The organism is Amycolatopsis sp. NPDC003676 (assembly GCF_053587275.1).
This window is the reverse complement of the sequence record NZ_JBSFNS010000019.1, coordinates 1-21,803: the sequence shown is the minus strand read 5'-3', so window position 1 is coordinate 21,803 and position 21,803 is coordinate 1. Positions and strand designations below refer to the sequence as shown.

Here is a 21,803-nt window from a genome sequence, read left to right as displayed (position 1 = left end):
CTCAGGGGTTCCCCTCACGGCCGATCACCCAGGCACGGGGTCGACTCGGCGGCGGAGCAGGCAAAATACGTTCCCCTCCGGGTCGGCGAGCACGTGCCACGACTCCTCCCCGGTCTGCCCGATGTCGGCGGGCCGCGCTCCGGCGGCGAGGAGGCGTTCCAGTTCCGCGTCCTGGTCCCGGTCGGTCGGGTTCACGTCCAGGTGCAGCGGCAGTTTCGCCGGTTTCGGATCGCTGCTGCGGCTGAGGATCAACGTCGGCTGCGGACCGCCGAAACCAGCCTCGGGAGGGCCGATCTCGAGGTCTTCTCCGTCCCAGCCGAGTTCGACGTAGCCGAGGACTTCGCACCAGAAATCGCCCATCCGTTGCGGGTCGGCGCAGTTGAGGACGAGTTCGGTGATCCGGCAGGCCATGCGCGCGAGCTTAGGGCCCGCGCGCACCCCCGCCCAGCGGATTCCGGTTTGTGCGCGCGGATAGATCTGCCGCCCCGGATTCGTCCGCGCGCACGAACGTCGTGCCCGGGAAACCTCCTAGGGTCGCCAGCAGCGAGGCGAGGAGGCAAGCATGCGGACACTGCTGCGTGGCGGTCGCGTCATCGACCCGGCTACGGGCTTCGACGGCACAGCTGACGTGCTGGTATCCGACGGCGAGGTGATCGCGGTCGGACCGGGACTGCCGAGCGCGGACGACCAGGTCGAGATCGACGTCGCCGGGTACATCGTCGGGCCGGGGTTCATCGATCTGCACAGTCACGTGCACACGATCGCCGGACAGCGGCTGCAGGCGATGGACGGCGTCACCACGGCGCTCGACCTGGAGGCCGGGCTGATGCCGGTCGAACGGGCTTACGCCGAGGCCGCCGCGGCGGGGCGTCCGCTGCACTACGGATTTTCGGCCTCGTGGGGGTCCGCGCGGGCGAAGGTGCTCGCCGGCATCGAGCCGGACGCGAACATCAACACCGGGCTCTCCGTGCTGGGCAATCCGGCCTGGCAACGGTCCTCGTCGAAGACCGAGCTGGCCGCGTGGCTGTCGCTGGTCGAGGGCGAGCTGGCGGCGGGAGCGCTCGGCGTCGGCGTGCTGCTCGGGTACGCGCCGGCCAGCGATCCCGCCGAGTTCCTGGCGCTGGCGAAGCTCGCCAAGCAGGCTGAAGCGCCGACGTACACCCACGTCCGCGAGCTGGTCGAGGTCGATCCGGGCACGCCGGCCGACGGGTCCGAGGAGATCGCGATCGTCGCGGCCGAGACCGGTGCGGCGATGCACCACTGCCACGTCAACAGCACTTCCGGACGGCACATCGACCGCGTGCTCGCCGCGCTGGAATCGGGCCGTTCCGCCGGGTCGCGGGTGACGGTCGAGGCCTATCCGTACGGCGCGGGCAGCACCGCGGTCGGCGCGGCTTTCATCTCGCCGGAGCGGCTGAAGATGAAGGGCCTCAACCCGTCGCGGGTCATCCTGCTGGAGACCGGCGAGCGGATCGCGGACGAGGGACGGCTGCTGCAGGTCCGCGCCGAGACGCCGGGTGCGCCGTGCATCCTCGAGTTCCTCGACGAGGACGACCCGACCGACCGCACCCTGCTGCATCAGGCGCTCGCCTTCCCGGACTCGATCGTCGCGAGCGACGCGATGCCGGTGTACTGGCAAAACGGGGCCAACGAATCCACTGAATGGCCGCTGCCGCCGGGCGGTGCGACACATCCGCGTACGGCGGGGACGTTCTCGAAGTCGCTGCGGCTGATGGTGCGTGAGGCTGGCGTCTGGACCTGGCTGGAGGCGTTCCGGCGCTGTTCTTACCTCCCGGCTCGGGTGCTCGACGAGGTCGCTCCCGGAGCGCGGACCAAGGGCCGGTTGAACGTCGGTGCGGACGCGGACATCGTTGTCCTCGATCCGGCCACGATCACCGACACCGCAACGTATTTCGACGCTACCCGGCCCGCAGTCGGTGTCCGGCACCTGTTCGTCGCGGGCACTCCGGTGGTGCGCGACGGCCAGCTGCTGACCGACGCGTTCCCGGGCCAGCCGCTGCGAGGGGAACCGCGATGACCGAGTTCGCTGTGGACGCTTTGCTCGCCAACATCGAAACGTTGGTGCGCTGCGAATCCCCATCGTCTGATCTTGACGCGGTTGCACACAGCGCTGACGTGCTGACCGAGGTCGGCAAGGCGTTGCTTGGCGTGGAGCCAGAGCGGATTGTCCTGGATGGACGGACGCATCTGCGCTGGCGGTTCGGCGACGGTCCGGCGCGCGTGCTGCTGCTCGGCCACCACGACACGGTCTGGCCGATGGGCTCGCTGGAGACGCATCCGTTTTCCGTGCAGGACGGGGTTTTGCGCGGGCCGGGCTGCTTTGACATGAAGACCGGCGTCGTGATGGCGTTGCACGTCGCGGCTTCGCTGGCAGACCGGAGTGGACTGTCTATTTTGGTCACCGGTGACGAAGAGCTGGGCTCGCCGTCGTCGCGCGGATTGATCGAGGAAGAGGCACAGGGCTGCGCGGCGGCGTTCGTGCTGGAAGCCTCGGCGGATGGCGGCGCGATCAAAACTCGGCGCAAAGGCGTTTCCCATTACCGGATCGAGGTGACCGGACGCGCGTCGCACGCCGGGCTCGAGCCGGAGAAGGGGATCAACGCCGGGATCGAGATCGCGCATCAGGTGCTTGCCGTCGCCGCGCTCGCCAGTCCGGAGCGCGGGACCAGTGTCGTGCCGACAGTGCTTTCTGCTGGTACCACGGTGAACACCGTGCCCGCCGCAGCCGCAGTCGAGGTCGACGTGCGTGTGTGGGACGAGGAAGAACAACTCCGGGTCGACCGCGAAGTCCGCGCGTTGCAACCGGTCCTCGACGAAGCGCAGGTGCGGGTCACCGGCGGGATCAATCGTCCGCCGCTGGACGCGGTTTCGTCGGCTGCGTTGTACGGGCTGGCAAAGGAACTCGCTGCGGAACTGGGCTTGCCGGAATTGACCGAGGCGGCCGTCGGCGGGGCTTCGGACGGCAATTACACGGCAGGCCTCGGTGTCCCGACGCTCGACGGTCTTGGCGCGGTCGGCGGCGGCGCGCACGCGGATCACGAACATGTCCTGGTCGAGGAATTGCCGAAGCGGACCGCGTTGCTGGCCGCGCTGGTGGAGAACGTGCTGACGAAGGGGAGTCCGTCGATTCCGACGAATCCGACCGGCGATTCTGGTCGAGCACGACGGTGACGTCGGTGGGGAAGCCGGGAAAGGATCATCCCGTGACGAATCTTGCGATGAACACGGAAAGACCCGTCGCGGCGGAAGTGTGCGACGAGGCGGTCGCGGCCGCTCGGGCGGCGGCCGCCGCCTCGGGCGTCGAGGTCCGGGAAATCACCGAGATCGCGGAAATGACCGCGGTCGGAGTGCTGTTCGAGACGATCTGGCGGTCCGCGCCGGGAACCCGTCCGGTGACCACGGAACTCCTGCGCGCGCTGTCGTCGGCGGGGAATTACGTGGCAGGCGCGTTCGCCGACGGAGAAATGCTCGGTGCGTGCGTCGGCTTTTTCGGAAATCCCGGAAAAGGCAGTCTGCACAGTCACATCGCCGGAGTCGCGAAGGCCGGTGCCGGTCGCGGAATCGGGTACGCGCTGAAACTGCATCAACGTGGCTGGGCGCTCGGACAGGATGTCTCGACGATCAAATGGACCTTCGACCCGCTGGTGCGCCGCAACGGCTATTTCAACCTCGGCAAACTCGGCGCGCTCCCGGCGCGTTATCTGCGGGATTTCTACGGCCCGATGGCGGACGGCATCAACGGTTCGGGCGACACCGACCGGCTGATGGTGTCCTGGGACCTGGCCAGTCCGACCGTGCGGACCGCCGCGTTCGGCGAACCGATCCGCACCGACGCGAAGACGTTGCTCGACCAGGGCGCGAAGGTGGCCCTTGAAGTGGCCGATGACGGTGGTCCGGCCGCTGGTGCCGCGGACGCCCCGACGGTGCTCGTCGCGGTCCCGTCCGACATCGAAGGCTTGCGCACGACCGATCTCGGCAAGGCGGACGCGTGGCGGGTCGCGCTGCGCGAATCGCTCGGCGGGCTGATGGCCGCCGGGGGCCGGGTGACCGGTTTCGACCGAGCCGGCTTTTACGTGATCTCCAAGGAGGAGCAGTGAAACTCAGCGGTGTGGAACTGCGCCGGGTGCAGATGCCGCTCGTCGCCCCGTTTCGGACTTCGTTCGGCACCCAGTCCGTCCGCGAGCTCTTGCTGCTGCGCGCGGTCACGCCGGCCGGCGAGGGCTGGGGCGAATGCGTGACGATGGCCGGGCCGCTGTACTCGTCGGAGTACAACGACGGCGCGGAACACGTGCTGCAGCACCACTTGATCCCGGCGCTGCTGGCCGCGGAAGACGTCACCGCGGCGAAGGTGACGCCACTGCTGGCCAAGTTCAAGGGCCATCGGATGGCCAAGGGCGCGCTGGAGATGGCGGTGCTCGACGCCGAACTCCGCACGCACGAGCGGTCGTTCGCCGCCGAACTCGGATCGGTGCGCGATTCCGTGCCGTGCGGGGTTTCGGTCGGGATCATGGACACGATTCCGCAGCTGCTCGACGTCGTCGGCGGGTACATCGACGAGGGCTACGTCCGGATCAAGCTGAAGATCGAACCCGGCTGGGACGTCGAGCCGGTGCGCGCGGTCCGCGAACGCTTCGGCGACGACGTGCTGCTGCAGGTCGACGCAAACACTGCCTACACCCTCGGCGACGCGCCGCAACTGGCCCGGCTCGACCCGTTCGGCCTGCTGCTGATCGAGCAGCCGCTGGAAGAGGAGGACGTGCTCGGCCACGCCGAACTGGCCCGCCGGATCCAGACGCCGATCTGCCTCGACGAGTCGATCGTGTCGGCGCGCGCGGCGGCGGACGCCATCAAGCTGGGCGCGGTCCAGATCGTGAACATCAAACCGGGCCGCGTCGGCGGTTACCTGGAAGCGCGGCGGGTGCACGACGTGTGCGCGGCGCACGGGATCCCGGTGTGGTGCGGCGGGATGATCGAAACCGGCCTCGGCCGGGCCGCGAACGTCGCGCTGGCCTCGCTGCCGAACTTCACCCTGCCCGGCGACACGTCGGCGTCGGACCGGTTCTACAAAACCGACATCACCGAGCCCTTCGTGCTCTCCGACGGCCACCTCCCGGTGCCGACCGGACCGGGTCTCGGCGTGGCGCCGATTCCGGAGCTGCTGGATGAGGTGACCACGGCAAAGGTGTGGATCGGTTCGTAGCCCGCTACGAATTCCGGAGGTAGATTTGGTCGGATCGGACCAGCCGGTCCGCACGAGGCCGGATCTACCTTCGGGGGGTGCTGACACCGGTGCCGAGCAAACCGCACACGAGTCTGGGACGCGTCCTCGAAGCTCTCGGGGACGTGCTCCTCGAACCGGTCGCCGTCGGCCGCGACACGCGGCGGCAGCTCGGCGGGGTGGTGATTCACGACCCGCACGACGACGCGGAATTCCCGGCACAGGCGGTGGTCCTCGGCGTCGGCGTGCGCGAATCCGACGAGATCGTGCAGCTCCTGCACGCCGTCGCCGCGCGCGGAGCGACCGCGCTGGTCGTGCGAGCGCCGGTCGCCGCCTCGACGGAACTGGTGCGGGCGGCCAATTCCTCCGGGGTCGCGCTGCTCGGCCTCGCCAGCGGCGCGTCGTGGGCGCAGCTGGCCGCCATGCTCCGCACGCTGCTCGCGGAGGGCGACGTCGGCGATGTCTCCCCGCAGACGCTCGGCGGGATGCCGTCCGGCGATCTTTTCGCGCTCGCCAACGCCATCGCCGCGCTGCTCGACGCGCCCGTCACCATCGAGGACCGCAACTCGCGCGTGCTCGCGTTCTCCGGCCGTCAGGACGAGGCCGATCCCTCGCGGGTCGAGACGATTCTCGGCCGCCAGGTGCCCGAACGGTTCACGCGCGAGCTGGAGAAGGACGGCGTTTTCGAGCGGCTCTACCGCGATCAGGGCCCGGTTTACGTCTATCCGGGCGACGGCTACGACAAGAAGATCGTCATGATCCGCGCCGCCCTCGCGGTCCGGGCCGGTGACGAGGTCCTCGGGTCGATTTGGGCAGCTGTCGACAAAGAACTAAGCGAAGAACGTACCGCGGCGTTGATCGACGCTTCGAAAATCGTTGCGCTGCATATGCTTCGGCTGCGCGCGGGTGCCGATGTCGAACGTCGGCTACGCGCGGATCTGGTCAGCACCGCGCTCGAAGGCGGTTCCGGCGCGCAGGAAGCGATCGCGCGCCTCGGGTTGCTGGGGCAGCCGACGATCGTGCTCGCCATGGGCCTGATCGAGGCACCCGACGACGACCTCCGGCTGGTCGCGGAACGCCAGCGGGTCGCGGACGCGTTCGCCATGCACCTGAGCGCCGTTCAGCCCCGATCGGCGGTCGCACTGGTCGGCGATGTCGCGTACGGGATCGTCCCGATGCCCGGGAACCACGGCGATTGCCGCGAACGCTCGGTGCGTGTCGCGTCGACCTTCCTGGAACGCACCGGCCGCCGGGTCGCTGCGGCGATCGGCATCGGCCCGCTCGCGCTCGACGGATCGGGCTTGCGTGCTTCTCGGGACGGTGCCGACCGCGCGTTGCGGGTGCTGCTCACGAACGGCGGCTCGAAGCGGGTGATCGCTGCCGAGGACGCGCACATCGAGGCGCTGATGCTGGAACTGGCCGACCTGTCCGCAGCCCGCGGCGACGTCGCGACCGGGCCGATCGCGCGGCTGCTGGAGTACGACACCAAGCACCAGTCGCAACTGGTGCACACGCTGCGATGCTGGCTCGATTCGTTCGGGGACATCAGCGCGGCTTCAGCGGCGGCGTACGTGCATCCGAGCACGTTCCGCTACCGCTTGCGCCGGTTGGCCGAGGTGGGCGGCATCGATCTGGACGATCCGGGTGACCGGTTCGCGGCGATGGTGCAGTTGCACTTGCTGCCGAGGGTGGAGAGGGCTGAGGAGGGGTCGTGAGTGTTCATCACGGTTAGAACCGCGATGAACACTCACGAGAACCCAGCCCCCGCCCTGCTCCACCAACGGGAAACCTCCTCGCCACCTTCCTGCGATCGCACCAACCGCCCCCCTCCTGCCTCCCGCACAATGGGGAATCGGCAGGCCGGACCAGCGCGGTTTCCGGGCGCACCAAGAACTCCCTGCCTGCTGCCGGAGAAGTCCACAGTAGACAGGAGGGTCATGGCCACCGCATCCGAAACGATCGTCCGCCGCGCCGAGGAGGTCGGCGTCGAGGTCCGGTTGCACGCCGCCGAGGTCGACGGCTCGCGCAGTCTCGGCATCGGGGAGGACGTCCCGGTCGTTCCCGCGTCGGTGTTCAAGGTTCCGATCGCGCTGGAGCTCGCCCGCCAGGCCGCCGAAGGAAAGCTCGATCTCGGCACCCGGATCACCGTCAAGCCCGGGCATCCGACGCCGAGCCCGTACGGCCTCGCCACCTTCCGCCACGAGGTCTCGATGTCCTGGCGCGATTTGGCGATTCTGATGATCGGAATCAGTGACAACGTTGCCACCGACCTGATTCTCGCCGAAGTCAGCAAAGACGCGGTGAATAGCACGTTGCGGCGCCTCGGATTCACGCACACCGTCGTGCCGCAGGACTGCGGTGAACTGCTGGCGACCATCGGCGAGGATCTCGGAGTTTCTTACGAGGACGACGAACGCGCGCTCGCCGAACTGACCTACGAACAGGTTTCCGGGTTGCGCGCGCTGCAACCGGAGAAATCGTGCAGCACCACCGCCGCCGAAATGACCCGCCTGCTGGGACTGATCTGGCGGGACGAAGCGGCCGCCCCGGAGGCGTGCGCGGACGTCCGGCGCTGGATGGAACTGCAGGTCTGGCCGCACCGGCTGCGTTCCGGGTTCCCGGACGATCGCATCCGCACCAGCGGCAAAACCGGGACGTTGCCCGCCGTGCGCAACGAGGTCGGCGTGGTCGAGTACCCGGACGGCGGCCGCTACTCCGTCGCCGTGTTCACCCGCGCCGCGGATTCCCGGTCGAGGGTGCCCGAGCGCGACGCGTTCATCGGTTTCGCCGCGGCGACGGCAGTGGAGTCCCTGCGCACGGCTTGATTCGTCGGAGCGGAGGAACTTTCCCCCGGCTCTCCTCGGTCCGGACGAACAAGTGACGTCCGCCACCGACCTAGCATTTCCGAAACGCCGGTCCACCATCCCCCGGACAGAAGGTGCACATGTCGAAAATTTCCGAGATCGAGACCTGGCTTCAGGAGAATTTCGCCGCTCTGCTCGCCAAGCATCAGGTCCCCGGAGCCGCGATCGCGGTGCTCGCCGACGGCGAGGTGATCGACCACGCGGCGGGCGTCGTGAACAAGGGCACCGGCGTGGAGTCCACTGTGGACTCGGTGTTCCAGATCGGGTCGATCACCAAGGTGTGGACGACCACGCTCGCCATGCAGCTCGTCGACGAGGGCAAGCTGGACCTCGACCGGCCGGTGCGCGACTACCTTCCCGAGTTCGTGCTCGGCGACGACGAGGCCGCGGCGGCGATCACCGTCCGTCAGCTGACCTGTCACACCGCCGGCTTCGAGGGCGACATCTTCACCGACACCGGACCCGGCGACGACTGCGTCGAGAAGCTCGTCGCGACGCTGTCCGACGTGCAGCAGCTCTTCCCGCCGGGCGAGCGGTTCTCCTACAACAACGCCGGCTACTGCGTGCTCGGCCGCGTCATCGAGGTGCTGCGCGGCAAGTGCTGGGACGACTGCGTGCGCGAGCACCTCTTCGCGCCGCTCGGCCTGACCCACGCGGCGTCCGGCCCGTACGACGCGATCCGTTACCGCGCGGCCATCGGCCACGTCTCCCCGAAGCCGGGCGAGGACCCGGTGCCCGCGCCGATCTGGGCGCTCACCCGTTCGAACTCGCCCGCTGGTTCGACGCTCGCCATGCGCCCGCGCGACCTGCTGACGTTCGTCCGGATGCACCTGAACGAGGGCAAGGCCGACGACGGCACCCAGGTGGTCCTGCCGGAATCGCTGCTCGCGATGCGCGAACCGCAGGTGGACGTGCCGAACCTCGGCATGGCCGAGCACTGGGGCCTCGGCTGGATGCTCTTCGACTGGGACGGCGGCAAGGTCATCGGCCACGACGGCGGCACCATCGGCCAGGCGTCCTTCCTGCGCGTGGTTCCGGAGAAGGGCGTCGCGGTCGCGCTGCTGACCAACGGCGGCCAGCCGATGAACCTGTACCAGGAGATCTTCGCGAAGCTGCTGGACGAACTCGCGGGCGTCACCGTCGCGGCGCGGCCCGAGCCGAATCCCGCCGCCGCTCCGGCCGACTTTTCCCGGTACGTGGGCGAGTACTCGTCGATGGTCGCCGACACCGTCGTCAGCGAGGAGGACGGCAAGCTCTGGCTGGAACGCACCCCGAAGGGAATCTTCGCCGAAATCGGCGCGCCCTCGGGGAAGGAAGAACTGTTCCCGAGCCAGGGCGACACCTTTGTCGCCAAAACCGAGCAGCTGCCGGGTGTCTACATGGCACACGCGTTCGTCGGCGACGACGGCAACGGCCGCGCGCAGTTCCTCCACACTGGACGCGCGGACCGACGGGTCTCCCAGTGAGCGGGATCCGCGAACAGATCGAGGCCGTCTTCGCCGACGCTGGCGCGGAAGGGTTCCTGCACGCCCGGGAAATCGGCGTGCAAGGCCCGGAAGTGTCGGCGGGCGGAGACGACCCGGTCGTCCTGGCGTCGGTCTTCAAGATCCCGGTCGCGCTCGCCTTTGCCCGCGAGGTCGCCGCCGGACGGCTTGACGACACCGAACGGACCAAGGTGACCGCGCGGTACCGGATCGGCGGCATCGGCACCGCGGGTTGCGCCGACGACGTCGAGATGAGCTGGCGCGACCTCGCGCACTTCATGCTCACGATGAGCGACAACGCCGCGACCGACGTCCTCTACCACCGGCTCGGCCAGGAAACGGTGGACCGCGTGCTGGCCGATCTCGGGCTCGCCCGCACTCGGCTGATCGGCTGCTGCGAGGACCTGTTCGCGTCTGTCATCGCGGATCTCGGCGGCACTCCGGATTCCGACCTCGAAGCGCTGTTCAGCCAAGCGACACCGGAGCAGATGGACAAGCTGTCGGTCCGCGATCCGGAGCGCACGACGTCGTCCACGCCGCGCGAGATCACGACGCTGCTCAACGCGATCTGGACCGACCAAGCAGGCGAACCCGAAGCGTGCGAACGGGTTCGCACGATCATGGCGCAGCAGATCTGGCCGCACCGGCTGTCGTCGGGCTTCCCGTCCGGCGTGGCGGTCGCGGCGAAAACCGGGACGCTGCCCGGAATCCGCAACGAAGCAGGCGTGGTGACCCTGGGGGACGGCCGCCGGTTCGCGGTCGCGGTGTTCACTCGCGCGCATTCTCTCGAAGACCGCCTTCCCGCGGTCGACGCGTCCATCGGCGCCGCCGCCCGGCTGGCGCTCGACCACCTCCAGAGCGCGACCCCGTAGGAGAAATCCCATGAAAACTGCCCGGCTCACCGCCGCGATGGCGGGCGTGGTGGCCTTGACCGTGAGCGCGTGCGGGGGATCAGCGCAATCCGGGACGGACCGGACCGCGAACCAGAAACTGGTCGACGGCAAGACGTTCACCTATGCCATCCCGACCGATCCGGGAACGCTCGACCCGGCGATCACCGTGCTCTCGGTCGCCCGCAACCTCGACCAGTTCCTCTACGACGCGCTGATCAATCTCGATTCCAAGGGGCAGCCGGAGGCGGCCCTCGCGGAGAAGTGGGAAGCGAATACGACCACCGCGTCCTTCACTCTGCGCAAGGGAGTCACCTGTTCCGACGGAAGTCCGCTGACCGCGGCCGACGTCGCGGCGAACATCAACTTCGTCGGCGACCCGGCGAACAAGTCCCCGCTCGCCGGTGTCACGGTGAAGAGCGGCACGAAAGCGGTCGCCGGCGACGGCACGGTCACGATCACCAGCGGCGCGCCGGACGCGTTCCTGCTCCGCAACATCGCCGGTCTGCCGATCGTGTGCGCCAAGGGGCTTGCCGACCGGAAGACGCTCGCCAAGGGCGAGAACGGCACCGGCATGTTCGCCATGTCCGAGATCGTCCCGAACGACCACTACACGCTGACCCGGCGCAAGGACTACACGTGGGGTCCCGGCCAGTTCGACCCGAAGCAGCAGGGGGTGCCGGACAAGGTCAACATCCGGATCGTCCCGAACATGACCACCATGTCGAACCTGCTGTTGTCCGGCGAGGTCAACGCCGCCTCGGTGATCGGGCAGGACCAGCAGCGGCTCAAGGCGCAGCGGCTGTACCACGCCGACATCGTCTCCCCGTTCGGCGAGTTGTTCTTCAACCAGGCTCCCGGCCGGTTCGGCGCGGACCAGGCGATGCGCCGGGCGCTGACCCAGGCGATCGACCTTCCGCAGGTCGCGAAGGTGCTGACTCGCGACGGCAGTGCGCCGGTCAAGGGCATGGTCACCATCGAACCGCGGCCGTGCGAGGGCGATTCGGTCACCGGCAAGATCCCCGGCTTCGATGTCGCCGCGGCCAAGGCGGCGCTCGATCAGGCGGGCTGGAAACCGGGTCCGGACGGCATCCGCGTGAAGGACGGGAAGCGGCTCGCGCTGACCGCGATCTACGGCACGCAGGCCGGTCCGACGATGCCGCCGGGAGCGGAGCTGATGCAGCAGGGCTGGAAGAGCGTCGGCGTTGACGTGACGCTGAAGGGCGTCGACAGCCCGGGCCTCAGCCAGTTGCTGTTCGCCACCGGCGAGTGGGACATCTCGATGGCGCCGCTGGGCCTCACCCTGCCCAGCCAGCTCGTGCCGTTCATCTCCGGCGGGGAACCGCCGCAGGGCACGAACTTCGCGCACATCAAGAACCCGCAGTACGACGCGCTGGTCGCCAAGGCGGCCTCGCAGGCCGGGCAAGCGGGCTGCGCGGACTGGATGGCCGCCGAGTCGGCGCTGTTCGAGAAGCAGGACGTCGTGCAGTTCGCGAACTCGGTGGTCCCGACCTTCGGCAGCAACGCGAAGTTCGACATCGTGAACGGCTACATCAAGCCGACCACCATCCGGATGTACGCCTGATGACCGGCGCGATCGCCGTCGCGGGCCCGAAGGTCAGTCCCTGGCTGGCCTTCGGCGCCCGCCGCCTCGGGCGGTTCGTGGTGTCGCTGTGGGTGCTGGTCACCATGGCGTTCCTGATGATCCAGCTGATCCCGGGCGACCCGGTGCGCGCGGCGCTCGGCCTGACCGCGCCGATCGAGCTGATCAACGCCCGCCGCGCCGCGCTCGGGCTTGACCATCCGTTGTGGCAGCAGTACCTCGACTATTTCGGCGGGCTGTTCCGCGGCGATTTCGGCACGTCGATGCTGACCGGGCAGCCGGTCGGCGACGTCATCTCCGACCGGCTCCCGGCGACGCTGCAGCTGGCGCTCCCCGCGTTCGTGGTGGTCATCGGGCTGGCGATCCCGATCGGCCTGACCTTCGCCGTGCTGACCCGCGGCGGCCGGCATCGCGGCGCCGAACTCGGCTTCACCTCGACCACCGTGCTGTTCGCCGCGATCCCGGAGTTCCTGGTCGCGGTGGCGCTGGTGGCGTTTTTCGCGGTGCAGCTCGGCTGGTTCCCGGTGGCCGGCCACGAGGGCGCGGGTTCGCTCGTGCTGCCGATCATCGCGCTGGCGCTCGGCCCGACCTCGACGCTGTCCCGGATCGTCCGGGTGGAGACGCTTTCCGTGCTGGGCAACGATTTCGTCCGCACCGCGCGCGCGAAACGGCTGCCCGCCCGGCTGGTCTACCTGCGGCACGCGCTGCCGAACGCGCTGACCGCGACCCTGACGCTCGGCGGGCTGATGCTCACGAGCCTTGTCGCGGGGACTGTCTTGGTGGAGAACGTGTTCGCCTGGCCGGGTCTCGGTTCGACGATCTCGCAATCCATTCTGCAGAAGGACTATCCGCTGGTGCAGGGGATCGTGCTCGTGTACGGCATCGGCGTGCTGCTGGTGAACCTCATCGTGGACCTGCTGCTGGCGATCCTCGATCCGCGTTCGACGATCCGGGAGAACTGAGATGGCGAAACGGCGCGGACAACAGTGGCTGGCCGCCGTGCGTACCCCGCTCGGCGCGTTCGCCGCCGGCCTGCTCGTGCTGGTGATCGCGGTCGCGGTGCTGGGCCCGATCCTCTGGCAGGACTCGGCTTCGGCGATCGACACCAACGCGATCGGCCAGGGTCCCTCGGGCGACCATCTGGTCGGCACCGACGAACTGGGCCGCGACATCTTCTACCGCGTGCTCGTAGCGACCCGGCTTTCGGTGCTGCTGGCGCTGATCGCCGCGGCGCTCGGCGTCGCGACCGGCCTGGTGCTCGGCATGCTGCCCGCGGTACTGCCGCGTCCGCTGGGCAGATTGCTGACGGCGGCGATCAACATCGCGGTCGCGTTCCCCGGGCTGCTGCTGGTGTTGTTCTTCGCGGTGATTTTCGGTGTGGGCACCCAAGGCGCGGTGATGGCGATCGGGTTCGCGCTGGCTCCGCAGTTCGCCCGGCTGACGCAGACGCTGTCGGCTTCGGTGGCCGGACGGGACTTCGTGTCCGCCGCCCGCGTGGCCGGGGTCGGCCGGATCCGGTTGCTGTTCCGGCACATTCTGCCGAACATCGGCGAGCCGCTGGCGGTCAACGCCACCATCGGCGCCGGTGGTTCGCTGCTCGCGTTCTCCGGGCTGTCGTTCCTCGGGATCGGCGTGCAGGCCCCGGATTACGACTGGGGGCGGCTGCTCAACGAAGGCCTCAACGGTATCTACGTCAACCCGGCGGCGGCGCTCGCGCCCGGTGTCGCGGTGGTCGTCGCGGGGCTCGCGTTCAACCTCTTCGGTGAGACTGTCGCCGGAGTGATCGGCGTGCGGACCCGGTTGCCACGGCTCACCCCTCGCGTGCTGCGAAAGTCCAAAGTGGACCCGGTCGTCACGGATGATGCTGTGCTGGTCGTCGAAAACCTGGAAGTCGCCTTCCCCCGCCCGACCGGCTGGACGGTTCCGGTGCGCGGCGTGAGCTTCACCGTGCGGGCGGGCGAGGCGATCGGAGTCGTGGGCGAATCCGGTTCGGGCAAGAGCTTGACCGGGCTCGCGGTGTCGCGGCTGATCGAATCGCCCGGTTCGGTCACCGCGGACCGGCTGGACTTCGCCGGTACGCCGGTGCTCACCACGCCGGAACGCGAATTGCGGACGCTGCTCGGGACGTCGCTGGCGATGGTGTTCCAGGACCCGATGACGTCGTTCAACCCGACGAGGCGGATCGGCCGTCAGCTCGCCGAGGTTTCCGAGCAGCATCACGGACTTTCGCGGACCAAGGCATTCGAGCGGGCCGTCGACCGGCTGCGCGCGGTACGCATTCCGGCGGCGGAACGGCGGGCGAAGCAGTATCCGCACGAGTTTTCCGGCGGCATGCGGCAGCGCGCGATGATCGGCATGGGCCTGATGGGCGACCCGCGGCTGATCATCGCCGACGAACCGACCACGGCGCTGGACGTGACCGTGCAACGGCAATTGCTGCGGCTGCTGGCCCAGACCCGCGCCGAACGGGACACCGCGATCATCCTGATCAGTCACGACATCGCGGTCGTTTCCCAGACGTGCGAACGGATTCTGGTGATGTACGCCGGACGGATCGTGGAGGACCTGCCCGCCGCCGGACCGGACATCACGCCGCGGCACCCGTACACGCGGGCGCTGCTGGCCACGACGATCGACCTGGAGACGGACCCGGACGCGCCGCTCGCGGTGATCCCCGGCCGTCCGCCGGAGCCGGACCAGATGCCGTCCGGCTGCGCGTTCGCGAGCCGCTGCCCGGTGGCGACCGACCGGTGTCGCGAGGAAGACCCGGAACTGACCGTGCTCGCGCCGGAACATCGGGTGGCGTGCTGGCATCCGGATGCGGCAGGGTCGGAAACAGGGCGGTCGGAAGCAGTGGGCACCGTCGCCACCGCTGGAGGTGCGAAATGACCGCCGCGTATCGCCCCCGCTGGGCAAAGTCCGTGGGGGGAACCCTGAGGGAATCAGAGTTCCTCAGGGTTCCCCTCACGAACCTCGGAGCGGGGCAGCGGCCGGAAGCGGGAGGGGCGGAATGAGCGAACTGGTTTTCGACTCGGTCAGCGTCCGGTACGGCGGACGGCGCGGGCTCACCGCGGTGGACGGCGTTTCGCTGACCGTCCCGGCGGGCAAGGTCGTCGGCCTCGTCGGCGAATCGGGTTCCGGCAAGTCGACGCTCGCCCGGGCGGCCGTCGGATTGTCGCCGGTGAGCGCGGGACGGGTGCTGCTCGGCGGTGTGGACGTGCGGAAACTCCCGCGCCGGCGTCCGCTGCAGATGGTGTTCCAGGACCCTTATTCCTCGCTCAACCCGCGGATGACCATCGGCGAGTCGATCGCCGAAGCGATGCCGCGCGGGACGAATCGCCGAGAGGAGGTCGCCCGGCTGCTGGAGCTGGTGAACCTCGATCCGGAGCGTGCCACGCACCTGCCGGGCCAGCTTTCCGGCGGCCAGCGGCAACGCGTCGCACTTGCCAGGGCGCTCGCGGGTCAGCCGGAAGCGTTGATCGCCGACGAAATCACCTCCGCGCTCGATGTTTCGGTGCAAGGCGCGGTTCTCAATCTTGTGCGTGAAGTGCAGCGGCAACTCGATTTGTCGATGCTGTTCATCTCGCACAACCTCGCCGTGATCCGGTATCTCAGCGATTTCGTCGCGGTGATGTACCTCGGCCGGATCGTCGAAGCCGGACCGGCCGAGCAGGTGCTCACCGATCCGCAGCATCCCTACACCCGCGACCTGCTCGATGCCGCCCCGTCGGCGCACAAGTCGCTGTTCGACCTCGAACCCGGCGCGACCGCGGACGCGGAACCGCCGGATCCGCACCATCCGCCGGCCGGATGCCGGTACCACCCGCGCTGCCCGGTCGGCCCGCTCGTGCGGAGCGACCGCGAGATCTGCCTCCGGGCCGATCCGGCCGAGGACTCCGCGCCCCGCCGGCACGCGTCGGCCTGCCACTTCAGCGAATCCGAGGGCCACGAGCCCGCGATCTCTCAAGGAGCCAGCGTATGACCCGCCGTCTCGGCATCGATGACCTGTACGCCCTCGCCGCGCCCAGCCAGCCCGCGCTTTCGCCGGACGGCAGCCGGATCGTCTACGTGCTGCGGACCGCGGACCGGGAGGAGGACCGGAACGTCGACGCGCTCTGGACGGTCGGCACTTCCTCCGGCGAGGCCCGTCAGCTCACCCGCGGAAACGCTGACGCGGCACCGAAATGGGCTCCGGACGGTTCCCGGCTCGCGTTCCTGCGCGCCCAGGACGGTCCGCCGCAGGTCTGGGTTCTCCCGGCGGACGGCGGCGAGGCCGAGCAGCTCACGAAGCTCCCGCTCGGCGCGGGCGCACCGGTGTGGAGCCCGGACGGCAGCAAGATCGCGTTCTCCGCGGCGGTCGACCTCGCCGCGATTGTCGAGGCGCCGCCGGCGAACACGCCGATCGTCGCCGAGCGGCTGGACTACAAGTCCGACGGTCCCGGCCTGCTGAAGACCCTCCGCAGCCACATCCACGTCCTCGACGTCGCCACCGGCGAAGTCCAGCAGCGCACCTTCGGCGACTGGCACGCGGGCCAGCCCGCCTGGTCGCCCGACGGCAAGCACGTCGCGTTCACCGCGTCCCTGGACGACGACGCCGACCTCACCTTCCGGTCCGCCGCCTACGTCCTCGACGTCACCGAGCGGAACGCCGAACCACGGCTGGTCGGCACTGACCAGGGCATGGCGGGCACGGTCGGCTGGACCACCGACGGCAAGGCGCTGCTGGTGGTCGGCCGCACCGACACCGTCACCGGACACCTCGGTCTGCTGCGCGTTCCGCTGGACGGCGGCGAGACGGTCAACCTGGCCGAAAGCCTCGACCGCAACGTCATGTCTGGCGGCCCCGGTTACCCGGGCGCGCTGCCGCAGCTGAACGAGGCGGGCGACGTCGCGCTGTTCGCGATCCGCGACCGCGGCTGCACCCATCTGTACGAAGTGGACCTTGCCGGTGGAGACCCGCGTCCGGTGCTGGTGGGCGACGGAAACGTCGTGTCCGGAGTGGACTTGGTCGGCGGCAAGGCCGCGATTGTGTTGGCTACCAGCGATTCCTTCGGCGAGGTCGCCGTTCTCGACCGCGCCACGGGTTCGGTCGACGTGCGCACGAAGCACGGCGACGCAGTGTCCGAAGTGGAATTGTTCGGTCGCGAGTCGCGCGAATTCACCATCAGCGACGGCACTGTCGTCCAGGGCTGGCTCATCCGCGACACCGAACGCACCGGCCCGCAGCCGTTGCTGATCGACATTCACGGCGGTCCGCACAACTCCTGGAATGGTGCGGCGGACTCGATTCACCTGTACCACCAGACACTTGCCGCGCGCGGCTGGGCAGTGCTGCTGATCAACCCGCGAGCCAGCGACGGCTACGGCGAAGAGTTCTTCACCGCCGCGATCGGCGCGTGGGGCAGCGCGGACGCACCGGACTTCCTCGAGCCGATCGACCAGCTCGTCGCCGAAGGTCTCGCGGACCCGGACCGCCTCGCCGTCACCGGGTACAGCTACGGCGGCTACATGACCTGCTACCTCACCAGCCGCGACGACCGCTTCGCCGCCGCGGTCGCCGGTGGCGTCGTCAGCGACCTGACCAGCCTGGCCGGGACGTCCGACGGCGGCCACTACATGGCAGTCAACGAATTCTCCGGGCTTTCCTCGGGCAAGTACGAGAATTCGTCCCCGCACGCGCAGGTCGAACAGGTCCGCACGCCGACGCTGATCCTCCAGGGCGGCGAAGACGTCCGGTGCCCGGTCGGCCAGGCCGAGCAGTGGTTCACCGCGCTGCGCGAGCGCGACGTGCCGTCCAGGCTGGTGCTGTACCCGGGCGGCGCGCATCTGTTCGTTTTGGACGGTCCTCCGTCGCACCGCGCCGACTACAACCAGCGCGTAGTCGACTGGGTCGAGCAGTACGCCGGTTCGCGGGTGCCGATCGACGCCGCACACTGGAGCCGCCGCCTGGCGGAACTGGCGCGCAAGCACGACATTCCCGGTGCGTCGCTGGGCATCCTGCGCGTCGACACCGGCGAGGAGGTGTTCGCGACCCACGGCGTGCTGAACAAGGCGACCGAGGTCGAGGTCACCGAGGATTCGCTGTTCCAGATCGGCTCGATCTCCAAGGTATGGACGTCGACCGTGGTGATGCAGCTCGTCGACGAAGGCCTGCTCGACCTCGACGCGCCGATCCTGGACGTGCTGCCGGAACTGCGGCTGTCCGATCCGGAGGTGACCAAGCGCGTCACCATGCGGCACCTGCTGACGCACACCAGCGGCATCGACGGCGACATCTTCACCGACACCGGCCGCGGCGACGATTGCGTCGAGAAGTTCGTCGACCTGCTGGACGAAGCCGCGCAGAACCATCCTCTCGGCGCGACTTTCTCCTACTGCAACTCGGGTTTCGTGCTCATGGGCCGGGTGATCGAGAAGCTCACCGGGAAGACCTGGGACGCCGCGATGCGGGACAAGCTGTACACCCCGCTCGGCCTCACGCACACGGTCACGCTGCCGGAGGAGGCGCTGCTGTTCCGCGCCGCCGTCGGCCACGTCGCGCCGGACGGCGAGGACCCGGCTCCGGCCCCGGCCTGGCAGCTGCCGCGCTCAGCCGGACCGGCCGGTCTGATCACCGCGCGCGCCGCGGACGTCCTCGCCTTCGCCCGCCTGCACCTCACCGGCGGCCTGACCGCGGACGGCACGCGGATCCTGTCGGCGGAATCGGCCGCGGCGATGGCGGCCAAGCAGGCTGACGTCCCGGACAAGCACACCCTCGGCGATTCGTGGGGCCTCGGCTGGATCCGCGACGACTGGGGCGGCCGCCGCGTGATCGGCCACGACGGCAACACGATCGGCCAGTCGGCGTTCCTGCGCCTGCTGCCGGACGCGGGCCTCGCGGTCACGCTGCTGACGAACGGCGGCCACGCGCGGGATCTGTTCACCGAGCTGTACCGGGAGATCTTCGCCGAACTCGCCGACGTCGCCATGCCGCGTCCGCTCGAGCCCCCGGCCACGCCGGTCACCGTGGACGCGAGCCGGCACCTGGGCGTGTACGAACGGGCGGGCGCGCACCTCGAGGTGGTGGAGCGCGAGGGTGGTTTGCGCGTCGTGTACACCATCACCGGACCGCTGGCGGAGCTGTTGCCGGACAAGGTTCAGGAGTTCGACCTGGTGGCGGTCTCGGACACGCTGTTCGTGCTCCGGATGCCGGGCGGGCAGTTCTGGACGCCGGTGCTGTTCTACACGCTGCCGACCGGCGAGCCGTACGTGCACTTCGGCGCGCGGGCGACGCCCAAGGTGGCCTGAGGGCGGAGGGGCTGGGTTCGCTCAGCCCCTCCAGTCCGTCACTCCGCGTAAGCTCGGCTCGTGCCGGAAATCCGCCCGAGGCCCGTCGTGGTCTCGCAGTTCGTGGAGAAGCGGGGCCACCTCGCGCACGGCGATGGCATCGCACCGCACCGGCATGTCCAGGGGCAGTTGCTGTATCCGTCGGCGGGCGTCCTCGCGACCACGACCGAACGCGGCACGTGGGTCGCTCCGGCCAACCGGGTCGCGTGGACTCCGCCGGGTTTCGAGCACTATTCCCGTGCGTACGGCCAGACCGAGGTCCGGGTCCTGGAGTTTTCCGGGGAACTGTCCGCCTCGCTGCCAGATCAGCCAACGGTCTTCGAGGTGTCGCCGCTGCTGCGGGAGGCGTTGCTCGTCCTCACCAGCCGGACCCTTCGCCCGGAGGCCAGGGAACGGCTTCGCGGAGTGGTCGTCGACGAGCTGGTCGTCGGCCCCGACGAGGCGATGTACCTCCCCGCCGCGTCCGACGACCGCCTTCGCGCGGTCACCGATCTTCTCCACGCCGACCCCGCGGCCTCGCTGACCTTGGCCGAGTTCGGCCGAACGGTCGGGGCGGGGGAGCGGACCTTGAGCCGCTTGTTCCAGACTGAGCTGGGGATGAGCTTCCACCAATGGCGCAGCCTGCTGCGCGTGCAGCACGCCCTGATTCGTCTAGCCGAGGGCGACGCCGTCATCGACACCGCGGCCCGGCTCGGTTGGGCCAATCCGACCAGTTTCATCGAAGCGTTCACCGCGGTCGTCGGCCAGACGCCCGGCCGCTATCAGCAGGAGCTGCGCCGCGCCGGCCGATGAGGTTTGGCGGGTTTCCGGAAGACCCAGTCGGGCTGCTGGTACCGCTGGCCGCTGGGTTCCGGCGAACCTGGAGACATGACCGCAACACCGTCCGAAGTGGACGAGAAGACCGCCGTAGTGATCGTGGGCGCCGGAGTCGCCGGGCTCACCCTGGGAATTTTCCTGCTGCACAGCGGAATCGACTGCGTCATCGTGGAAAAGCGCAGCCTGGAGTACGTCGGACAACGCCAGCGAGCCGGAGTCGTCGACACCCGGGCCGCCCGGATGTTCCGCGCACACGGCCTGGAAGACCGGGTCGTCGGCGGCGTCCCGACCCAGCCGGTGCTGAACTTCCGCATCGACGGCGAAACCCGCCCGCTCGCCCTGGCCCCGGACGACCAGGGCGATGGCCGGTTCTGCCCGCAGCAGCTTTTGGTCCGAAACCTGATCGAAGTTTTCCTCGCCGACGGCGGAGATCTCCGTTTCTCGGTGGAGGCTTCGATCGAGAACCTCGACCGTCCGCTGGTCCGCTGCTCAGACAACCGAACGATCGCCTGCGAATTCATCGCCGGATGCGACGGAGACCGCGGCGTCAGCCGAGCCGCGATCCCGGACCTCACGCGCTACACCCACGAATACGGCTACGCCTGGCTGACGGTATTGGCGGAAGTACCCGCCAATCACCAATCGATGATGGCACTCCACCACCGCGGCTTCGCCGGTCAATTCGCCCGGGGCCTGCAGGCAAGCCGGTTCTATCTGCAATGCCCGCTGGACAGCTCCCTAGCGGAATGGCCCGACGACCGCATTTGGACGGAGATCGAAGCCCGTTTCGAGGAACCCATGACGAGGGGTCCGATCGCGAGTGCACAGTTGGTGCCACTGCGAAGCGTGGTGCACAGCACGATGAATCACGGCCGCCTGTATCTCCTCGGCGACGCCGCGCACATCGTCCCGCCCATGAGCGCTAAGGGAATGAACCTGGCCTTGCACGATGCCGAGCTGTTCGCGGACGCCGTTGTCCGCTACCGGAAAGAAGGGGATTCAAGCCTGCTAAACAGCTACTCGACTACGGCGCTGCGCCACGTCTGGAAGTACCAAGCCTTCGCAAACTGGTGGACCGAGCTAGTACACAACGCCGGTAACTCCACCTACGAAGGCGAGTTCCGACGCCAAGCCGCCCGCGCAGAGCTGGAAGGCCTATTCAAGCCCGGCCCAGCAAACCGCCGACTAAGCGAGTTCATCGCCGGGCTCGCCTGATCAATCCTTCCGCCGCGCCAGAAACCGCACCAGCAGAATCACCAGGCACACCGCCGCGATGCCGCCCCCGATATACCGGTAAGTGTCCTCCAGCCCGGCGAACTGGCCGATCGAATTGGCAGCGGCACCGGCGAGAAAAACCAGCCACAGCAAAGCAGTAACAGCAGGGCCGCCAGCGGTGCGGCTTCGGGAAGTCTCCATGCCGAGAACACTATGGACCGGCCAGCGCGCCAACCATGCCGTGCACGCCCAACTTCACGGTGGTGCCTGCGCTACCAAGAAGGGTCACCGGCGAGATTTCCGGGTAGAGCCTCGGCTGCCCCGGATCCCACGCTCGCCGCACCGCCGATTCCGGCCGCGGTTCCG

At 69.0% G+C, this 21,803-nt stretch carries 17 protein-coding genes; 15 read left to right on the top strand and 2 right to left on the bottom strand.

The genetic code is table 11. The annotated features are described in order from the left end of the window. Window positions 1–24: 24 nt before the first annotated feature. Entirely contained in the window at window positions 25–411 is a 387-nt protein-coding gene (locus tag ACWDNU_RS14825; protein ID WP_449669199.1) for a VOC family protein, read from the bottom strand. A gap of 151 nt (window positions 412–562) precedes the next feature. On the opposite strand from ACWDNU_RS14825, the gene ACWDNU_RS14820 reads away from it, so the two are divergent. The 15 genes from ACWDNU_RS14820 (at window position 563) to ACWDNU_RS14750 (ending at window position 21,437) form a co-directional block, all read left to right on the top strand. Further along, window positions 563–2,038 (top strand): amidohydrolase family protein, encoded by a 1,476-nt coding sequence (locus ACWDNU_RS14820; RefSeq protein ID WP_370934135.1) that lies wholly within the window; start codon window positions 563–565, stop codon window positions 2,036–2,038. Next, entirely contained in the window at window positions 2,035–3,192 is a 1,158-nt protein-coding gene (locus ACWDNU_RS14815) for a M20 family metallopeptidase (protein ID WP_449669198.1), read from the top strand. The genes ACWDNU_RS14820 and ACWDNU_RS14815 overlap by 4 nt, the downstream gene beginning before the upstream one ends. Window positions 3,193–3,239: 47 nt before the next feature. Next, complete coding sequence (locus tag ACWDNU_RS14810) at window positions 3,240–4,118, top strand: GNAT family N-acetyltransferase (protein ID WP_449669258.1); 879 nt, start codon at window positions 3,240–3,242, stop codon at window positions 4,116–4,118. Next, on the top strand, window positions 4,115–5,221 hold the full coding sequence (gene menC / locus ACWDNU_RS14805) for an o-succinylbenzoate synthase (protein ID WP_449669197.1): 1,107 nt from the start codon (window positions 4,115–4,117) through the stop codon (window positions 5,219–5,221). Before ACWDNU_RS14810 ends, menC begins: the two co-directional genes overlap by 4 nt. Before the next feature lie 77 nt (window positions 5,222–5,298). Further along, window positions 5,299–6,954 carry a PucR family transcriptional regulator gene (locus ACWDNU_RS14800; protein ID WP_370934138.1) on the top strand — a complete coding sequence of 552 codons (1,656 nt, stop codon included), beginning with the start codon at window positions 5,299–5,301 and terminating at the stop codon, window positions 6,952–6,954. A 222-nt stretch (window positions 6,955–7,176) separates the two neighbouring features. Beyond that, complete coding sequence (locus ACWDNU_RS14795) at window positions 7,177–8,064, top strand: serine hydrolase (protein WP_449669196.1); 888 nt, start codon at window positions 7,177–7,179, stop codon at window positions 8,062–8,064. Window positions 8,065–8,183: 119 nt separating this feature from the next. After that, window positions 8,184–9,569 carry a serine hydrolase gene (locus tag ACWDNU_RS14790; protein ID WP_449669195.1) on the top strand — a complete coding sequence of 462 codons (1,386 nt, stop codon included), beginning with the start codon at window positions 8,184–8,186 and terminating at the stop codon, window positions 9,567–9,569. After that, window positions 9,566–10,459, top strand: coding sequence for a serine hydrolase (locus ACWDNU_RS14785; protein WP_449669194.1), 894 nt, complete (start codon window positions 9,566–9,568; stop codon window positions 10,457–10,459). The genes ACWDNU_RS14790 and ACWDNU_RS14785 overlap by 4 nt, the downstream gene beginning before the upstream one ends. Before the next feature lie 10 nt (window positions 10,460–10,469). Next, on the top strand, window positions 10,470–12,062 hold the full coding sequence (locus ACWDNU_RS14780; protein ID WP_449669193.1) for an ABC transporter substrate-binding protein: 1,593 nt from the start codon (window positions 10,470–10,472) through the stop codon (window positions 12,060–12,062). Continuing rightward, complete coding sequence (locus ACWDNU_RS14775) at window positions 12,062–13,042, top strand: ABC transporter permease (protein WP_449669192.1); 981 nt, start codon at window positions 12,062–12,064, stop codon at window positions 13,040–13,042. The genes ACWDNU_RS14780 and ACWDNU_RS14775 overlap by 1 nt, the downstream gene beginning before the upstream one ends. 1 nt (window position 13,043) lies before the next feature. Beyond that, entirely contained in the window at window positions 13,044–14,969 is a 1,926-nt protein-coding gene (locus ACWDNU_RS14770; protein ID WP_449669191.1) for a dipeptide/oligopeptide/nickel ABC transporter permease/ATP-binding protein, read from the top strand. A gap of 121 nt (window positions 14,970–15,090) precedes the next feature. Further along, entirely contained in the window at window positions 15,091–16,062 is a 972-nt protein-coding gene (locus tag ACWDNU_RS14765) for an ABC transporter ATP-binding protein (RefSeq protein ID WP_449669190.1), read from the top strand. Next, window positions 16,059–19,367, top strand: coding sequence for a serine hydrolase (locus ACWDNU_RS14760; protein WP_449669189.1), 3,309 nt, complete (start codon window positions 16,059–16,061; stop codon window positions 19,365–19,367). Before ACWDNU_RS14765 ends, ACWDNU_RS14760 begins: the two co-directional genes overlap by 4 nt. A gap of 60 nt (window positions 19,368–19,427) precedes the next feature. Next, window positions 19,428–20,198: an AraC family transcriptional regulator gene (locus tag ACWDNU_RS14755; protein WP_449669188.1), complete on the top strand. Its 771-nt coding sequence runs from the start codon at window positions 19,428–19,430 to the stop codon at window positions 20,196–20,198. A 75-nt stretch (window positions 20,199–20,273) separates the two neighbouring features. Further along, window positions 20,274–21,437, top strand: coding sequence for a 4-hydroxybenzoate 3-monooxygenase (locus ACWDNU_RS14750; RefSeq protein WP_449669187.1), 1,164 nt, complete (start codon window positions 20,274–20,276; stop codon window positions 21,435–21,437). Here the strand turns inward: ACWDNU_RS14750 and ACWDNU_RS14745 are convergent, their stop codons facing one another. Next, a complete protein-coding gene (locus ACWDNU_RS14745; RefSeq protein WP_449669186.1) occupies window positions 21,438–21,638 on the bottom strand; it encodes a hypothetical protein in 201 nt (66 codons plus the stop codon). Window positions 21,639–21,803: the final 165 nt, after the last annotated feature.

Bases quoted from the DNA above. Each gene is read 5' to 3' on its own strand.
- ACWDNU_RS14775 (WP_449669192.1), top strand. From the start codon at position 12,062: ATGACCGGCGCGATCGCCGTCGCGGGCCCGAAGGTCAGTCCCTGGCTG.
- ACWDNU_RS14790 (WP_449669195.1), top strand. From the start codon at position 8,184: ATGTCGAAAATTTCCGAGATCGAGACCTGGCTTCAGGAGAATTTCGCC.
- ACWDNU_RS14760 (WP_449669189.1), top strand. From the start codon at position 16,059: ATGACCCGCCGTCTCGGCATCGATGACCTGTACGCCCTCGCCGCGCCC.
- ACWDNU_RS14795 (WP_449669196.1), top strand. From the start codon at position 7,177: ATGGCCACCGCATCCGAAACGATCGTCCGCCGCGCCGAGGAGGTCGGC.
- ACWDNU_RS14765 (WP_449669190.1), top strand. From the start codon at position 15,091: ATGAGCGAACTGGTTTTCGACTCGGTCAGCGTCCGGTACGGCGGACGG.
- ACWDNU_RS14745 (WP_449669186.1), bottom strand. From the start codon at position 21,638: ATGGAGACTTCCCGAAGCCGCACCGCTGGCGGCCCTGCTGTTACTGCT.
- ACWDNU_RS14815 (WP_449669198.1), top strand. From the start codon at position 2,035: ATGACCGAGTTCGCTGTGGACGCTTTGCTCGCCAACATCGAAACGTTG.
- ACWDNU_RS14810 (WP_449669258.1), top strand. From the start codon at position 3,240: ATGAACACGGAAAGACCCGTCGCGGCGGAAGTGTGCGACGAGGCGGTC.
- ACWDNU_RS14780 (WP_449669193.1), top strand. From the start codon at position 10,470: ATGAAAACTGCCCGGCTCACCGCCGCGATGGCGGGCGTGGTGGCCTTG.
- ACWDNU_RS14820 (WP_370934135.1), top strand. From the start codon at position 563: ATGCGGACACTGCTGCGTGGCGGTCGCGTCATCGACCCGGCTACGGGC.
- ACWDNU_RS14770 (WP_449669191.1), top strand. From the start codon at position 13,044: ATGGCGAAACGGCGCGGACAACAGTGGCTGGCCGCCGTGCGTACCCCG.
- ACWDNU_RS14825 (WP_449669199.1), bottom strand. From the start codon at position 411: ATGGCCTGCCGGATCACCGAACTCGTCCTCAACTGCGCCGACCCGCAA.
- ACWDNU_RS14750 (WP_449669187.1), top strand. From the start codon at position 20,274: ATGACCGCAACACCGTCCGAAGTGGACGAGAAGACCGCCGTAGTGATC.